The sequence below is a fragment of the Aquabacterium sp. genome (genome assembly GCF_021768455.1).
In the GTDB taxonomy this organism is placed as follows: Bacteria; Pseudomonadota; Gammaproteobacteria; order Burkholderiales; family Burkholderiaceae_C; genus Aquabacterium.
Window position 1 is genome coordinate 1 of the sequence record NZ_JAIZVX010000098.1, and the last position, 16,674, is coordinate 16,674.

Genomic DNA, 16,674 nt, shown 5'->3' on the forward strand with positions numbered 1-16,674 from the left:
CTGGGCATCGTTCACCGCTTCTGATCGGCCTTCTCGGCCCGCATGACCAGGCCCTTCAGCCCGGTCATGACAGGCTCGACAACACGCCACGGCGAGCGCCGCGTTACAGTGACACCTGTCGCTGAATGCGCCGCTCACCGTGGCGTTTCGCCTTTTGTTTTGCTGCCGTTCGGAGCCCGAAAAGACGCCCTCGGCGTGCGCTGAACGAACGCATCCATCCCCCGCTTTCACGACCGCTGCAGCGCGGGCAACCCCATCGAGAGCCCCTCACGTGACCACGCTCCTCTTCGACCAGTTCCTCTCCACCGACGCCATGGCCGAGGCCTTTGATGGCCCCCGCCTGATCCAGGCCATGCTGGACTTCGAAGCCGCGCTTGCCAAGGCCGAAGCCGACGAAGGCCTGATCCCCCCCAGCGCCGCCGAGGTCATCGCCCGCGCCTGCGACGTCAGCCTGTATGACCCCAACGAGCTGGCCCGCGCCAGCCGCAGTGCAGGCAGCCTCGCCATCCCGCTGGTCAAGGCGCTCACGGCCCGCACGGCCGAACTCGATGCCGAGGCCGCACGCCATGTGCACAAGGGCGGCACCAGCCAGGATGTGATCGACACCGGCAACGCCTTGCTGACCAAGCAGGCGCTCAACCTGATCGATGCCTCCCTCACCAGCCTGATCGATCGCCTGCTGGGCATTGCCGAACAGCACGCAGACACCCCCATCCTGGCGCGCACCCTGATGCAGCCGGCCACCGTGACCACGCTCGGCTTCAAGATGCTGGGCTGGATTGCGCCCCTGCAGCGCAGCCGTGCCGCGCTGACCGAGCTGGCCGACCTCGCCCTGGCACTGCAACTGGGCGGCGCCGTGGGCACGCTCTCGGCCCTGGGCGACAAGGGCCCGGCCGTGTCGCGCCGCATGGCACAGGAACTGGGCCTGGCCCTGCCCGATGGCTGCTGGCACACACAGCGCGACACCTGGATGCGCCTGGGTGCCGAGGTCGGCATCCTGACCGGCACGCTGGGCAAGATCGCCACCGACCTGTCCCTCATGGCGCAGGGCGAGATCGGTGAACTGGCCGAGCCCTCGGGCGCAGGCCGCGGCGGCTCCAGCGCGATGCCACACAAGCGCAACCCGGTCTCGTCCATGGTGGCGCTGGCCGCCTTCTACCGCGCACCCGGCCGCGTCGCCACGATGCTCTCGACCATGGCCCAGGAGCACGAACGCGGCCTGGGTAACTGGCAGGCCGAGCTGGCCGAGTGGCCTCACCTCTTCATGGGTGCGCACGGCGCCCTGCAGGCCCTGAACGACGCCTTCCAAGGTCTCATCGTCGACCCGGCCCGCATGCGCGCCAACATCGACAGCCTGCTGGGCCTCGTCTTCGCCGAAGCGGCCGGCGCCGTGCTGGCCAAAGCCATCGGCCGCGCCGCTGCGCACCACGAACTCGAATCCCTGTCGCGCGAGGCCGCGGCCAGCGGCACACACCTGCTCACGCTGACCCTGGCGCGCGTACAGGCCAGCGACGCCCTGCGCGGCCAGGTCGACGAAGCCGCGCTGCGCCTGGCGTTTGAGCCTTCCGAAGCAGCCCGCCACGCCACCCACGTGACGCGCGAGCGCCTGCAGCGCCTGCGCGCCGCCTGAACCTCGCCCCCCTCTTTCCGTCTCCTTCCGACCCTTTTCTCGAGAGCACCTCTGCCATGTCCTCTTTCGATCACGATCTGCAGCGCGGCCTGCGCAACCGCCGCGGCGTCCTGGGCGATGCCTGGGTGGACCGTTCGCTGAACAACGCCAACGCCTTCAACGCCGACTTCCAGGGCTTCATCACCCGCTACGCGTGGCACGAGGTCTGGGGCCGCCCGGGTCTGGACCACCGCACCCGTCGCATCATCGTGCTCGCCATCACCACCGCCCTGGGCCGCTGGGAAGAGTTCGAACTGCACATCCGCGCAGCCCTCACCGGCGGTGACCCGGCCACGCGCCTGACGGTCGACGAGATCAAGGAAGTGCTGATCCAGTCGGCCATCTACGCCGGCGTGCCCGCGGCCAACACCGCCCACGCCGAAACCGTGAAGATTCTGAAGGAGCTGGGCCCGGAGTTCGAGCCCTGGCTGCGCAAGATGGACGTGCACACCACCGCCCACCCCGGCACCGGCCACAGCCGCTTCACACAGAGCACCCCCAGCCTGCACTACACCGTGCGCGAGCCCCGCAACGGCCTGCCCGCCACACGCACCATCGTGCTCAGCCACGCTCTGGGCTGCGACGTGATGATGTGGGACCACCTGGCCAACGCCCTGTCCTGGGATGCCCGCGTGGTCTGCTACGACCACCGCGGCCATGGCCTGAGCGAGGTCGCGCCCGGCCCCTACACCATGCAGGACCTGACCGACGACGCGGCCCGCCTGATCGACGAAGTGGTCGACGGCCCGGTGACCTTCATCGGCCTGTCGATGGGCGGCATGGTGGGCCAGGAACTCGCCCTGCAGCACCCCGACAAAGTCAACGCCCTGGTGCTGGCCAACACCACCAGCGGTTATCCCGCAGAAGCCCAGGCAGGCTGGGCCCAGCGCATCGCGGCCATCGAAGCCAGTGGCCTGGAAGGCATCGTTGACGGGGCCTTGCAACGCTGGTTCCACGCCGGCTTCCACGCCGAGCAGCCGGCCGCGGTGGCCCGCTGGCGCCAGCGCGTGGTGGGCTGCGACGCCCGCGGCTACATCGCCACCTGTCAGGCCATCAGCCAGATCGACACCACGGCCCGCCTGCCTCAGCTGAAGGTGCCCACGCTGGTGATCGCTGGTGAGCTGGACGTGGGCACGCCGCCCGCCATGGCCAAGACCATCGCCCAGGCCGTACCCGGCGCCACGCTGGTGGTGCTGCCCGAGGCCTCGCACTTCAGCGTGCTGGAACAGCCCAAGGCCTTCACCGAGTGTGTGAGCACCTGGCTGCACAGCCTGTGATCTCTGCCGCCTCAGGCGGCGTGTGAAAAAGGGCCCTCCGCACATCGCAGAGGGCCCTTTTTGCTGGCCGGGGGAGGCCGTTTGGTTCGGGCAAGGCTTGTGGCCTCACCCAGACCGGTTTCAACGGTGGTTCATCACACGTCGAAGAACACGGTTTCCAGACCACCGTCCGGCGTGTCCTGGATGCGGATGTCGAAGCGGTACACCACCTCGCCATTGCGCTCTTCGCGCTTGGCGATGAGCGTGGGGCGGCGCACGGCCCACTCGATACCATTGATCACGGGGTCCTTGGCATTGGCCTCGGCCTCATCGTCAAAGTACATGCGGGTGTGCAGACCGATGTTGATGCCACGGGCAAACAGGATGAAGGCGATGTGAGGCGCCTGCGTCGTGCCGCCAAAACCAGGCACCGAGCCGGGCTTGATGGTCTCGAAGCTGTAGAGGCCGGTGTCGAAGTCGGCACCGGTGCGGCCCCAGCCGCGGAAGCTCGGGTCCAGCGGCTTGTCCTGCGTATCGGCCGGGTGGGCGTACTTGCCGGCGGCATTGGCCTGCCAGATTTCGATCAGCACGTCACGCAGCTCGGAGCCGGTGCCGTCGTAGACCTTGCCTTCGATGCGGATGCGCTCGCCCTTGGTTTCGGGCTTGACCAGCACGTTGCCAAAGTTGTTCTCGAAGATGTCGAAGCCGGCCTGCTTGGGGGCCAGCCCGATGTGAACGTAAGGGCCGCCCGTTTGCGAAGCGGTTTCGGTGAACTGGGTCAGGATGGTGCTCATGGTCTTGTCCCCTTCTTACTTGTTCTCGAACCAGTTGGCACGGCGGCCACGCAGGGTGATGTCGAAGCGGTAGCACAGGCTGTCTTGCGGCACAGCCTGCTCGCGGTCCATCAGGGCAATCAGGCCACGGATCTGCTCTTCGCTCTTGATCGTCTTGATGATCGGGCAGTGCGGGATCAGCGGGTCGCCTTCAAAGTACAGCTGCGTGATCAGGCGCTGGGCCCAGCCGTCGCCACTGATCGAGTAGTGGATGTGGGCCGGACGCCATTCGTTGATGCGGTTGCGCCAGGGGTAAGGACCCGGCTTGATGGTGCGGTAGACGTAGTAGCCGTTCTCGTCGGTCACCATGCGGCCGCAGCCACCGAAGTTGGGGTCGAGCGTGCCGAGGTACTGGTCCTTCTTGTGGCGGTAGCGGCCCGAGGCGTTCGCCTGCCACACTTCGACCAGGGCGCCCTTCACGGGGCGACCGAACTCGTCGCGCACGAAGCCATGCACCACGATGCGCTCGCCGATGGGCAGGCCATCCTTGGCGAAGTTGGTGATGAGGTCGTTGTCCTTGGGGCCGAGTTCGGCGGGCGAGAACACCGGAGCGGTCACTTCCGACAGGGTCGCGTAATTCGCGATCAGCGTCTTCTGGGGCGAGCGCAGCACGCTGGTCTTGTAGCCAGGCGTGTAGGCAGGCGGGTGGGCATCGGTGTCGCGGTGGCCGAAGTGACCGGTGGCGGTCAGGCTGGCGGACAGGGCGCCAGTGAGGGGAGGCAGTTTGATCTGGCTCATCGTCTCTCTCGGGTTGTTTTGGGGTGGGTCAGAACGCGGGGGATTCGTTCTGGCATGCCGCGCACTTTAGAGAGGCCCGCCCCCGGAAGCAATTGAAGAATGCTCAGGCCGACGATAACCGAGAGTAATACCTGATTCAGTCGGCGGTTGTCCGACGGCCGTGCTGGGCCAGGGCATGGACCAGGCCCGAGAAGGCCTCCAGCCGGCCGTCGATCTGCCCGCTTGGGGAGGCCTGCAGGAAGAGGCCCACGGCCTCTGTGGCCACGCCGGGCAAGGCTTGCGCCACCAGGCTGCCCGCGGCCACGTCGGCGCGCACCGTGCTCTGGGGCGTGAACCACAGGGCCCCGGCGTCCAGCACCAGGGCACGCGCCAGCGGCACCGACAGGGTCTCGATCTGGCCCTGCAGCAGCTCGCATCCCCGCACCGCCAGAAAGCCATCGGCCCCTTGGCGGATGGCCGTGCCCGCCAGCGGCAAGATCACCGGGTGAGCCAGGCGCTGCCAGGCGCTCAAGGGCAGCAGGGCCATGGGGTGATCCGGTCGCATGGCCACAACCAGGGGCTCGGCCCAAAGCGGCTCGAAGCGCAGGGCCAGCATGCGATCGGGCTCGGCCAGCCGACCCAGCACGGCATCGAGCTCGCCGCGCTGCAACTGGGCCAGCAACTCTGCATTGCGGCCGGTCACCACGTGCAAGGCACCCAGGGGCTCGCGCTCGCGCCAGGCCATGAGCAGGCTTTGCAACCAGTCCACCGCCAGCGAAGGCAGCACGCCCAGGCGCAACACACCACCTTCAGGCCGCACCACGCTGCCCAGGGCCTGCTCCAGCGCCTGCACACCTTCTCGCGCATGGCGTGCAAAGAGCTCACCGGCCGGCGTGAGCGCCACGCCATGGCGGAGGCGCTGCACCAGGGGCTGGCCCACGATGTCTTCCAGCTCCTTGATGGTCTTGGTGACGGCGGGCTGGGTGATGGCCAGGGCCTCGGCCGCAGCGCGCATGTTGCCGTGCTGGGCCGTGGCCAGCAGGCAGCGCACGTGCTGGAGGCGGATGCGGTGCAGCAGCGTGGACACGGCTCACCTCGGCATCATGGCGCTGATGCGCTCGGCCGCGGCCAGCAGGGGCGGCAGGTAGGTGGCCTGCATTGCTTCGGCCGTGGTGTGCTGGGCCTGGCCACTCACGTTGATGGCGGCCACCACGCGCCCAGATCGGTCACGGATCGGTGCGGCCAGAGAGAGCAGCCCCAGCTCCAGCTCCTCGTTGATCAGCGCCCAGCCCTGGCGCCGCACACGCGAGAGCGTGGCCAGCAGCTCGTCGTGGTCGACGATGGTCCTGGGCGTGCGGGCCTCCAGCACCATGCCGGCCACGCGGCGTTCGCGCTCATCTTCGGGCAAGGCCGCCAGCAGCACCCGGCCCATGGAGGTGCACCAGGCCGGCAAGCGGGTGCCCACCCCCAGGTTGATCGACATGATGCGGTGCGTGGGCACGCGCAGCACGTAGACGATCTCGTCGCCATCGAGCACCGCGGCCGATGAGGACTCCTTCAACTCGGCCGTGAGCAGCTCCATGATGGGCTGGGCCAGGTGCCACCAGGGCTGGGCGCTCAGGTAGGCGAAGCCCAGCTCCATCACGCGTGGCGTGAGGCGAAAGAGCCGCCCGTCCTGCTCCACATAACCCAGGGTCTGCAGGGTCAGCAGGATGCGGCGGGCGCCGGCACGGGTCAGGCCCACGCGCTCGGCCGCCTCCGACAAGGTCTGGGCGGGGGCGTCGGCACCGAAGCTGCGCAGCACATCGAGGCCGCGCGCAAAGGACTGCACATAACTGTCGCTGGGCTTGGGCGGCTCACCCTCCGGCGCCGCGGGTGGCCTCAGCGTGGGGGCCGTGTCTGACGCGGGATTCAGTTCGGCAAACAACCCCGCTTCGGCCTGGGCGGAGGCCTTGCGGGCGGCAGATGTTCGGGCCATGGGCGGTCTCCACGGCGACAAGGAACGGGACGCGGGCGGGGACAACCAAGGGCTAACCCTTAATTGACACGCACCGGTCACATGCCTAAGCTCACGCCGTTCTAATTGCGAATTCTTGTTCGCTATTAGAACACAATCCGAGACACTTCTCAAGACCGGCGTGACACGCACTGCACGCCCCGCACAGAGAGCACACATGATCAACAAAATCGTGGCCACCCCCGCCGAAGCGCTGGCCGACATCCGTGACGGCGCGACCGTGATGATTGGTGGTTTCGGCACCGCCGGCCAACCCAACGAGCTGATCGACGCCCTGATCGAGACCGGCGCCAAGGACCTGGTCATCGTCAACAACAACGCCGGCAATGGCGACACGGGCCTCGCCGCCCTGCTCGCCAAGAAGCGCGTGCGCAAGATCATCTGCTCCTTCCCCCGCCAGGCCGACAGCCACCACTTCGACGCGCTCTACCGCGCTGGCGAACTGGAGCTCGAACTCGTGCCCCAAGGCAACCTGGCCGAACGCATCCGCGCTGCGGGCGCCGGCATCGGCGGCTTCTTCACCCCCACCGGCTACGGCACCCTGCTGGCCGAGGGCAAGGAGACCCGTGAGATCGACGGCAAGATGTACGTGCTCGAATCCCCCATCCATGCCGACTTCGCCCTCATCAAGGCCGAGAAGGGCGACCGCTGGGGCAACCTCACCTACCGCATGACCGCCCGCAACTTCGGGCCGATCATGGCCACCGCCGCCAAGGTCACGATCGCCACCGTGCACGAGATCGCCGAGCTGGGCAGCATCGACCCTGAAACCGTGGTCACCCCCGGCCTGTTCGTGCAGCGCGTCGTCAAGATCGACCGCGTTGCCACCTCCGCCGGCGGCTTCAAGCGCGCCTGAGCCAGCGCCCACGACAGACAAGGATCACACCATGAGCCAAGATCAAGCCACCTCGTCCGCACCGGCCTACACCCGCTGGACCCGCGACCAGATCGCCGCCCGCGTCGCCCACGACATCCCTGACGGCGCCGTCGTCAACCTCGGCATCGGCCTGCCCACCGCGGTGGCCAACCACCTCTCGGCCGACAAGGAAATCGTGCTGCACTCCGAAAACGGCGTGATCGGCATGGGCCCGGCCCCCAAGGAAGGCGAAGAAGACTTCGACCTCATCAACGCCGGCAAACAACCCGTCACCCTGTTGCCGGGCGGCGTGTTCTTCCACCATGCCGACAGCTTCGCCATGATGCGTGGCGGCCACCTCGACGTCTGCGTGCTCGGCGCCTTCCAGGTCTCAGCCAAGGGCGACCTGGCCAACTGGCACACCGGCGGCAAGGACGCCATCCCCGCCGTGGGCGGTGCGATGGACCTGGCCATCGGCGCCAAGAAGACCTACGTGATGATGGACTACCTGACCAAGACCGGCCAGGCCAAGCTCACGCCCGAGTGCACCTACCCCATCACCGGCCTGGGCTGCGTCAGCCGCCTGTACACCGACATCGCCGTGATCGACCTCGAAGGCGGCATCGGCAAGGTCATCGACCTGGCCCCCGGCCTCAGCCTGGAAGCCCTGCAAGCCCTGACGCCTGGCGTCACCCTGGTCCAGGCCTGAGCCTGCATCGCTGCATCCATCAAGGACACGAGACACCATGACCCAACACGCCTACATCTGCGATGCCCTGCGCACGCCCTTTGGCCGCTACGGCGGCAGCCTGTCTTCGGTGCGCGCCGACGACCTGGGCGCCGTGCCCATCAAGGCCCTGGCAGAGCGTCACCCCCAGCTCGACTGGGAAGCCTTCTCCGACGTGATCTACGGCTGCGCCAACCAGGCCGGTGAAGATAACCGCAACGTGGCCCGCATGTCGCTGCTGCTGGCCGGCCTGCCCATCACCCTGGCCGGCTCCACCATCAACCGCCTCTGCGGTTCGGGCATGGACGCCATCGGCACCGCCGCCCGCGCCATCAAGTCGGGCGAGGCCGAGCTGATGCTGGCCGGCGGCGTCGAGAGCATGAGCCGCGCCCCCTTCGTGATGCCCAAGGCCACCTCGGCCTTCAGCCGCGAAAACTCGGTGCAGGACACCACCATCGGCTGGCGTTTCATCAACCCGCTGATGAAGAAGCTGTACGGCGTCGACTCCATGCCGGAAACGGCCGAGAACGTCGCCACCGACTTCCAGATCAGCCGCGAAGACCAGGACAAGATGGCCCTGGCCTCGCAGGCCAAGACGGTTGCAGCCCAAAAGGCCGGCTTCTTCGACGCCGAAATCACCCCGGTCACCATCCCCCAGAAAAAGGGCGATGCCATCGTGGTGAGCAAGGACGAACACCCGCGCGAAACCTCGATGGAAGCCCTGGCCAAGCTGCGCCCAGTGGTGCGCCCTGAGGGCACCGTCACGGCTGGCAACGCCTCGGGCGTCAACGATGGTGCCTGCGCCCTGATCCTGGCTTCCGAAGGTGCCGCCGCACGCCAGGGCCTGACCCCGCGCGCCCGCATCGTCGGCATGGCCACGGCCGGTGTCGCCCCGCGCATCATGGGCATCGGCCCGGCCCCCGCCGTGCTCAAGGTGCTGGCCCAGACCGGCCTCACCCTGGCCCAGATGGACGTGATCGAGCTGAACGAAGCCTTCGCCGCACAAGGCCTGGCCGTGCTGCGCCAGCTGGGTCTGCCTGACGACGACGCCCGCGTGAACCCCAACGGTGGCGCCATCGCCCTCGGCCACCCCCTGGGCGCCAGCGGTGCCCGCCTGGTGACCACGGCCGTCAACCAGCTGCACCGCATCGGCGGTCGCTACGCCCTGTGCACCATGTGCATTGGCGTGGGCCAAGGCATCGCCATCATCGTCGAACGCGTCTGAGTCCACGACACGCTTGACAACACAGGGGCCCTGCGGGGCCCCTTTTTCATGGCGGACTGTCCGGAATGCACAGGCATTTCCCTGTATCCACCTTTCCCCTCAAGGCGTAATCTGTCCAGCTGACAAGGTTCCGGAGCCACGCATGTCGACATGGTCCGCTGTCACGGCCCACCTGATCCCTCACGGCTACTGCCTGTCCTGGCAACCCGGCCTCATGGCCATGCACCTGGGTGCGGACGCCGTCACCGCCGCCGCCTACGCCACCATCCCCATCCTGCTGATCCAGCTGGTTCGCCTCCGCAAGGACCTGCAGTTCAGCTGGGTCTTCGTGCTCTTTGGCGTCTTCATCCTCGCCTGCGGTGCCACCCACCTCATGTCGATGTGGACGCTCTGGCATCCCGACTACCTGGCCGCCGGTCTGGTCAAGATGCTGACCGCCATCGTCTCGGTCGGCACCGCCGCCGCCCTGTACTGGCTCCTGCCCAAGGCCATTGCCCTGCCCGGCCCGGCCCAATGGGCGGCCGTGCACGAAAACCTGCGCCAGCAGGTCGCCGAGCGCAGCAAGGCCGAACATGAACTCACGCGCGCCAATGCCCAACTGCAGGCCGAGCTGCTGGAACGCCAGCGCACCGCCGCCCAGCTGCAGCTGGCGGCCAACGTGTTCGACAACGCCATGGACGGCATCGTCGTCACCGACGCCAGCTCGCGCATCCACTCGGTCAACCCGGCCTTCACCACCCTCACCGGCTACACCGCCGAAGAAGCCGTGGGACAGAAGCTCAGCCTGCTGCGCTCCGAACAGAACGGCCTGAACTTCTACCGCGAGCAGTGGAACAAACTGCTGCAGTCGGGCCGCTGGACGGGCGAGGTCTGGAGCCAGCGCAAGAACGGCGAACTGTTCTGCCAGTGGCTGAACTTCAGCAAGGTGCATGGGACCGGCGACGAAGGCGCGCTCTACGTCGGCATCTTCAACGACGTGACCGACCTTCGCCGCAAGGACGAACACATCCGCCACCTCGCCTTCCACGACCTGCTCACGGGCCTGCCCAACCGCACCCTGCTGCTCGACCGCCTGGCCCATGCGATCGAGGGCGCCCTGCGCCAGGGTGAACAGCTCGGCCTGATGTTCCTCGACCTCGACCGCTTCAAGCAGGTCAACGACACCCTGGGTCACGACGTCGGAGACGAGTTGCTCAAGGTCATCGCCACCCGCCTGCGCACCGAACTGCGGGAGTCCGACACCGCAGCGCGCATGGGTGGTGACGAGTTCATCGTGCTGATCGAGCACGTGCGCGAGCCCGCCGACCTCGCCCGTGTCGCCAGCAAGCTCATTGCCAGCCTCTCGCAACCCGTGCAGATTGGCGCGCACACCGTCGACGTGGGCGCCACCATCGGCATCGCCTGCTACCCGCAGGACGGGCTCGATGGCAACGAGCTCATGAAGCACGCCGACGCCGCCATGTACGCCGCCAAGGCCCAGGGTCGAGGCCGACACGGCTTTTTCAGCGAAGGCATGGGGGAGCAGGGCCGCCCGCCCCGCGAGCCCGGACAGGGGTGATCCCGGGCGGCCACCACGGCGCCATCGGCCTGGCGGGATAATGCGCGCCTCGGCCTCGTGCGCCGCCCCAGCCCTCCATTGCCATGCAACTCGCCACCTGGAACGTCAACTCCCTCGCCGTCCGCCTGCCCCAACTGATCGACTGGCTGGCCGCCAACCCGGTTGACGCCCTGGTCTTGCAGGAAACCAAGCTCACCGACGACAAGTTCCCGCATGCCGACCTGGAAGCCGCCGGCTACCAGGCCCAGTGGTTCGGGCAGAAGACCTACAACGGTGTGGCCCTGCTGACCAAGGTGGGCAGCACCGACATCGTGAAGAACATCCCCGGCTTCCCTGACGAGCAAGCCCGCGTCATCGCCGGTACCGTGCCCGATCCCGTGCTGGGCAGCGTGCGCGTGGTGGGCGGCTACTTCCCCAACGGCCAGGCGCCCGACAGCGACAAGTTCGTCTACAAGATGGCGTGGCTCGAAGCCCTCGAAGCCTGGCTGAAAGACGAGCTTGCCCGGCATCCCCACGTCGTCCTCATGGGCGACTTCAACATCACCCCCACGGATGCCGATGTCTACGACCCCATCGGCTGGAAGGACCAGATCCACTGCACGGTCGAAGAGCGCGCCCACTTCCAGAAGCTGATCGAGCTGGGCTTCACCGATGCCTTCCGCCTTTTCGAGCAGCCGCCCAAACCCTGGAGCTGGTGGGACTACCGCAACCTGGCCTTCCGCAAGAACCAGGGCCTGCGCATTGACCACATCCTGGTGAGCGAGCCCCTGAAAGCCCGCACCACCGCCTGCGTGATCGACAAGGCCCCGCGCAAGAACGAGCGCCCGAGCGACCACGCACCCGTGGTCGTCACCCTGGCCTGATCAGCCCAGCAGCTTGCGAAGCGGCGCCGGCAGGCCGTAGCGCCCCAGGTCGGCCTCGGCCACCCAGCGCCCGGAGGGCTCGGTCTGCAGCAGGCGGGCCGACACGACCTGGGCATCCGCATCGCCCAGCAGCACGCGCCGTGGGTTGAGCCACCAATCCAGGTGCGTGAGCACGTGCTTCTGACGGGGCTGGGGTTCGGCCTCGGCCATCAGGGTCTCGCCCAGCAAGTCGGCCACCGCCGCTTCATCATCCAGCAAAGGCAGGGTCCACAGCCCCGCCCAGACGCCCTTCTCCGGCATCTGATGCAGCCACACCTTGTCGCCCCACACCAGCCAGGGCAGCCAGCTTTCGCGCTCGCTGCGCTTGAGCTTGCGCGTCTTCACTGGCAGGCGTTCGGGCTCACCTTCGCGACGGCCCACACACAGGTCCGACCAGGGACAGGTCAGGCACGACGGCTTGCGCGGGGTGCACAAGGTGGCCCCCAAGTCCATCAGCCCTTGGGTGTAAGACGGCATGTCGGCGGGTCGCAAGGGCAGCACCTGCTCGGCCGCCTCGCACAAGGCGCGTTCGTGCGCCCGCACCGACAGGTCCTCGCCCCAGCCCAGCACACGGCTCAGCACCCGCTTGACGTTGCCATCCATGATGGAAATGCGCTCATCAAAACAGAAGGACGCGATCGCCGATGCCGTCGAGGGGCCGATGCCGGGCAAGGTCTGCAGCGCCTCGGCCGTGGCCGGGAAGACGCCGCCATGCAGGTCGACCACCGCCTGCGCACAGCGGTGCAAGTTGCGGGCGCGGCTGTAGTACCCGAGGCCGGCCCACAGCGTGAGCACCTCGTCCAGCGGCGCCGCGGCCAGCGCCGACACATCGGGGAATCGGCCCAGGAAGCGCTCGAAGTAGCCCAGTACGGTCGCCACCTGGGTCTGCTGCAGCATGATCTCCGAAAGCCACACGCGGTAAGGGTCGCGCAACTTCTGCCAGGGAAGGTGGTGGCGGCCTTCGGCACGCTGCCAGGCCACCAGGCGATCGGCCAGGTCGGGACTGAGCCGCTGCGCGCGTTGCAGCAGGCGCTCGGGAGACGGGTCGCTCATGCGTCGGGGGCGGTGCTGACGCTCAGGCTGTTGAGGTCGAGCGACAGGTGCTCGATCTCGGTCGGCAGGCCACTGGCGGTCTCGAAGCCCGAGGCCGCCGGCTCACCCAGACCGGCCGTGGCCCGAGCCTGCGCCGTGAGTTCGTCCACCAGGGTGGCCAGCCGCGTCTGCAATTGCAGCACACGCTCATCCTGGGCCTGCACTTCCTGGAGGCGGGTGTCCAGCTCGCTGGAGGCCGACTGGATGCGGTCCAGCGACTCGTAGCGCCGTTTGAAATTGCGGCGGCGCTCGCGCAGTTGGCTGTCAACCTGGGCAGACGCCGTCTTGTTCCACAGTTCGATGTCGTTGCTCACGGTCTCGAAGACCACACGCAAGCGCGACACCAGCATGCGGCGAAACTGCTCCTGGAAGCCGGGTTGTGCCAGCCGGAAGGCCTGGCTCAGCCCCAGGTACTGAACGTAGTTGCGCTCGATCAGGTTCAGGTCTTCGGCGTACTTGCGCACGTCCAAGGGCACCTCGGCCACCAGGCTGAAGCCGAACTCGGCATTGAGCTTGGCGAACGAAGCCACCAGCATGGCGTGGACCTCGTCGTTGCGGGCCTGGGCCTGCTCGATCAGGCCGCGCAAGCGCCCGCACAGCTCGATGAACGCCTTGCGCGCCCCCAAGGGCAGCCACGAGCCCCCCAGCACCTGCTGCAACACGTCGACCTCACCACGCAGGCGGTCGGACGACAGCTCCTTCAACACGTCCTTGAGCATGCGGGCGTGCACGCTGCGCATCGCCTGCAGGCGCGCCGTGCACTGCTCGAACTCCGTCGCCTCGGCCTGCACGCGCTGCAGCATCAGCTGCACCTTGCCCGTGCTCTTGCCGCGCAGGCCGCGCAGCTCCAGCAGCTGGTCGGCATAGAGGCGGCGCATCTCGCCAAAGCGGCGCCCCAGTTGATGCTGGAAGCGCTGAGCCCCTTGCACGGCGGCCTCGGCCAGGTTCTCGCGTCGACGCGGCAGCAGGCCATCGGACAAAGCCTGCTCGAAGGCGCCCAGGCGGCTGGCCCCCAGGCCGGCTTCGTCACCATTCAGCCGGGCGGCCAGGGCCTGTCGGGCCGAGATCGGGAACACGTGCGCGGCTGGGATCTCGAGCGTCTGGGCCACGCTGTCGCACTGCCGCGCGATCACATCGGCCACCTCGGCCGGCGTGCTCAAGGGGTCGACCAGGGTGTCGATCTTGTTCAGCGCCACATAACGGGCCAGCGCCGGGCCACTCAGGTGGTCGCGCCAAATGGCCAGATCGGATTTGGTCACGCCGGTGTCGGCCCCCAGGATGAAGACCGTGGCATGCGCCTGGGGCAGCAAGCCCAGCGTGAGTTCGGGTTCTGTGCCGATGGCGTTGAGGCCAGGGGTGTCCAGCACGACCAGGCCGCGCTTGAGCAGCGGGTGCGGCAGGTTGATGCGGGCATGTCGCCACACCGGCACCTCGACCAGGCCATCGGCCTGCAAGGGCGGGTTGTCTTCCGGGCGGGACACGTCCCAGAACCCCAGGCGTGCGGCCTCTTCGGTCGAGACCCGGCGCGTGCGCACCACCTCACCCAGCGAGGTCGCCATGGCATCGGGATCAGCCAGATCAAGGGCGATCCAGTGCCAGGCCTGGGCATGACGGCGGTAATCACTCAGCGAGGCCGCTTCCAGCCGCGTCTCAATGGGCAGCAGCGACAGGCCCACCGGCTCCTCGGCGTCATAGCCCAGCTCCACCGGGCACATGGTCGTGCGACCGGCCGAAGCCGGCATCATGCGGCGGCCCTTGTCCGAAAAGAAGATGGCGTTGATCAGTTCCGACTTGCCGCGCGAAAACTCGGCCACGAAGGCCACCATGAGCTTTTCGCCCGAGAGGCGATGCCGCATGGCCTCGAACCACTCCGCAGATGCGTCGTCCAGAAGGTCGTGCTCCCGGGCAAACCGCGCCAGCGAGGCCAGCTTGGCGTCGGTGTCGGCACGCCATTGGCCCAGGGCGTCGAGGTGGCTGGCAAAAGTCGGCAACATGCGCTCCATCCTAGCCTAAGGCGGTGTGCAGTGCACAAGTGATCAAGGCCGGTCCGGGCCCCCTGAAGCAAGGCGGGACTCACCGTTTCTGGCAGGACGGGCAGAAAAAGGTCGACCGTTGCCCCTGCACCACCCGCCGGATGGGTGTGCCGCACACCCGGCAGGGCTCGCCCGCCCGTCCGTAGACCATGGTGCTGAGCTGGAAGTGGCCCTGGCTGCCGTGGGCGTCCTTGAAGTCCTTGAGGCTGGAGCCCCCCATGGCCATGGCCTGGCGCAGCACCGCCTGCACCTCGTCGACCAGCTTCTGCGCACGCGGCCGGCTCAGCTTGCCAGCGGCCAGACGCGGGTCGATCCCCGAGCGGAACAGGGCCTCGCAGGCATAGATGTTGCCGGCCCCCACCACGATGTCGCCCGCCAGCAAGGCCTGCTTCACCGGCACACGGCGACCACGCAAGCGCTCATGCACATGGCGCCCAGTCAATCCGGCATCGAAGGGCTCCAGCCCCAGCCCTGACAGCAGCTTGCCCGGCCACCCTTCGTGCAGGGAAGGGCCCCACAACACGGCCCCGAAACGCCGCGGGTCGGTCAGGCGCAGCACGCCCTGGGAGGTCTGCATTTCGAAATGGTCATGCGGACCAGGCGGCGGCAGCTGGTCGGCAAAGCCCAGTGAGCCCGACATCCCCAGATGGACCAGCAAGCCCCCCTCGTCCAGACGGCCGATGCCATCGGGCCCCAGGCGGCTGAGCGGGAACCACAGGTACTTGCCCCGGCGGCTCACGGCACCCACCTCGCACCCTGTCAGCTCGTCCACCGGGCGCCCCAAGGGCCAGCGCAGCGGTTTGCCCAGGCGCACGGCCTGCACCCGGGCTCCCAGGATCCGGTCCACCAGGCTCAGGCGTGTGACTTCGACTTCAGGCAATTCAGGCATGCAGACCATTATCCCCACCCCGAAGCGGCCGCGGCGTGTCAATAGAATGACCAGATCTTTGGAGAGTCCATGTCCGACACGACCGTCCGCGCCTTGCCTGTCCTGCCCAGGCGCCAGAACCCGGCCCCGCTGTTTCGCCAAGCCCTGACCACCTGCGCAGCCGGCCTCCTGTGTGGCGCCTTGGGCCTGCCCCTGTCGGCCCACGCGGCACCCGTCGGCAAACCCGCCACCAAAGGCGGCCCCACCGAAGAGCCCGCCAAGCCCACGGTTCAGAACTCGGCCATGGACCGCGACCTCTTCTATCAGACCCTGATCGCCGAGATCCAGGCCAATGCCGGTGACGCCGGCTCGGCCTACCAGATCTACCTCGAGGCCGCCCGCCGCAATCAGAATGGCCAGCTCTACCAGCGCGCCGTCGACATCGCCCTCAAGGCCCGCGCCGGCGAACAGGCCCTGACCGCCGCCAAGGCCTGGCGCCAGGCCCAACCACAATCACGCGAAGCCGCCGAATACACCGCCCAGATCCTGCTGGCCCTTGGCCGGAGCAGCGAACTGGCAGCCCCCCTGCGCGCAGTCATCCAGCTCAGCCCGGCACCCCAGCAACCCCAGGTGATCGCCGCCCTGCCCCGCACGCTGGCGCGCCTCAGCGACCGCCAGGTCGCCGCTCAGGTCGTCGACGAGGCCACCCAGCCCTGGCGTCTGCCCCCCCTTGAACTGGCCGAAGCCTGGGCCGCAAGCGGGGAAGCCTGGCTCCAGGCCCGCCAGCCCGACAAGGCCCTCGGCGCCACCCGCAAGGCCTTGGCCCTTCAGCCCCTGCTGCCGCTGGGAGGCCTGCTGGCCGTCGACCTGATGGACACCCAGCGCCCCGAGGCCGAAGCCCTGGTTCAGGCCCAGCTGTCC

Annotated in this window: 14 protein-coding genes and 1 pseudogene; 8 read left to right on the forward strand and 7 right to left on the reverse strand. The window is 68.0% G+C overall.

Annotated features, from left to right (window positions below):
- Positions 1-271: 271 nt before the first annotated feature.
- Together pcaB and pcaD are read left to right on the forward strand one after the other, a co-directional pair.
- Entirely contained in the window at positions 272-1,630 is a 1,359-nt protein-coding gene (gene pcaB / locus QZ994_RS13265; protein ID WP_290872294.1) for a 3-carboxy-cis,cis-muconate cycloisomerase, read from the forward strand.
- Between the two features lie 56 nt (positions 1,631-1,686).
- Positions 1,687-2,946, forward strand: a complete 1,260-nt coding sequence (pcaD, locus tag QZ994_RS13270; RefSeq protein ID WP_290872297.1) for a 3-oxoadipate enol-lactonase — start codon at positions 1,687-1,689, stop codon at positions 2,944-2,946.
- Positions 2,947-3,080: 134 nt separating this feature from the next.
- Here pcaD and pcaG read toward each other — a convergent pair whose 3' ends face one another.
- The 4 genes from pcaG to QZ994_RS13290 form a co-directional block, all read right to left on the reverse strand.
- The gene (gene pcaG, locus QZ994_RS13275) at positions 3,081-3,719 is read right to left on the reverse strand and encodes a protocatechuate 3,4-dioxygenase subunit alpha (protein ID WP_290872301.1); all 639 of its coding nucleotides are present in this window, start codon (positions 3,717-3,719) and stop codon (positions 3,081-3,083) included.
- A gap of 15 nt (positions 3,720-3,734) precedes the next feature.
- Positions 3,735-4,460 (reverse strand): protocatechuate 3,4-dioxygenase subunit beta, encoded by a 726-nt coding sequence (gene pcaH / locus QZ994_RS13280; RefSeq protein ID WP_290872335.1) that lies wholly within the window; start codon positions 4,458-4,460, stop codon positions 3,735-3,737.
- Between the two features lie 172 nt (positions 4,461-4,632).
- Positions 4,633-5,562, reverse strand: coding sequence for a LysR substrate-binding domain-containing protein (locus tag QZ994_RS13285; protein WP_290872304.1), 930 nt, complete (start codon positions 5,560-5,562; stop codon positions 4,633-4,635).
- Positions 5,563-5,565: 3 nt separating this feature from the next.
- The gene (locus tag QZ994_RS13290; protein WP_290872307.1) at positions 5,566-6,453 is read right to left on the reverse strand and encodes an IclR family transcriptional regulator C-terminal domain-containing protein; all 888 of its coding nucleotides are present in this window, start codon (positions 6,451-6,453) and stop codon (positions 5,566-5,568) included.
- A gap of 196 nt (positions 6,454-6,649) precedes the next feature.
- On the opposite strand from QZ994_RS13290, the gene QZ994_RS13295 reads away from it, so the two are divergent.
- The 5 genes from QZ994_RS13295 (at position 6,650) to xth (ending at position 11,721) form a co-directional block, all read left to right on the forward strand.
- The gene (locus tag QZ994_RS13295; RefSeq protein ID WP_290872310.1) at positions 6,650-7,348 is read left to right on the forward strand and encodes a 3-oxoacid CoA-transferase subunit A; all 699 of its coding nucleotides are present in this window, start codon (positions 6,650-6,652) and stop codon (positions 7,346-7,348) included.
- Positions 7,349-7,379: 31 nt separating this feature from the next.
- Positions 7,380-8,057, forward strand: a complete 678-nt coding sequence (locus QZ994_RS13300) for a 3-oxoacid CoA-transferase subunit B (RefSeq protein ID WP_290872313.1) — start codon at positions 7,380-7,382, stop codon at positions 8,055-8,057.
- Positions 8,058-8,094: 37 nt separating this feature from the next.
- The gene (pcaF, locus tag QZ994_RS13305) at positions 8,095-9,300 is read left to right on the forward strand and encodes a 3-oxoadipyl-CoA thiolase (protein ID WP_290872316.1); all 1,206 of its coding nucleotides are present in this window, start codon (positions 8,095-8,097) and stop codon (positions 9,298-9,300) included.
- 142 nt (positions 9,301-9,442) lie between these two features.
- Complete coding sequence (locus tag QZ994_RS13310) at positions 9,443-10,858, forward strand: diguanylate cyclase (RefSeq protein ID WP_290872319.1); 1,416 nt, start codon at positions 9,443-9,445, stop codon at positions 10,856-10,858.
- An 83-nt stretch (positions 10,859-10,941) separates the two neighbouring features.
- Positions 10,942-11,721, forward strand: a complete 780-nt coding sequence (xth, locus tag QZ994_RS13315; RefSeq protein ID WP_290872322.1) for an exodeoxyribonuclease III — start codon at positions 10,942-10,944, stop codon at positions 11,719-11,721.
- Here xth and mutY read toward each other — a convergent pair whose 3' ends face one another.
- From mutY to mutM, 3 genes are all read right to left on the reverse strand, one after another.
- Complete coding sequence (gene mutY / locus QZ994_RS13320) at positions 11,722-12,813, reverse strand: A/G-specific adenine glycosylase (RefSeq protein ID WP_290872326.1); 1,092 nt, start codon at positions 12,811-12,813, stop codon at positions 11,722-11,724. It lies immediately after the preceding gene.
- Positions 12,810-14,846 (reverse strand): dynamin family protein, encoded by a 2,037-nt coding sequence (locus tag QZ994_RS13325; protein ID WP_290872329.1) that lies wholly within the window; start codon positions 14,844-14,846, stop codon positions 12,810-12,812. The genes mutY and QZ994_RS13325 overlap by 4 nt, the downstream gene beginning before the upstream one ends.
- Before the next feature lie 79 nt (positions 14,847-14,925).
- Complete coding sequence (mutM, locus tag QZ994_RS13330; protein ID WP_290872332.1) at positions 14,926-15,774, reverse strand: bifunctional DNA-formamidopyrimidine glycosylase/DNA-(apurinic or apyrimidinic site) lyase; 849 nt, start codon at positions 15,772-15,774, stop codon at positions 14,926-14,928.
- A gap of 69 nt (positions 15,775-15,843) precedes the next feature.
- Here mutM and QZ994_RS13335 point away from each other — a divergent pair.
- A pseudogene (locus tag QZ994_RS13335) lies at positions 15,844-16,674 on the forward strand (hypothetical protein); the annotation flags it as partial.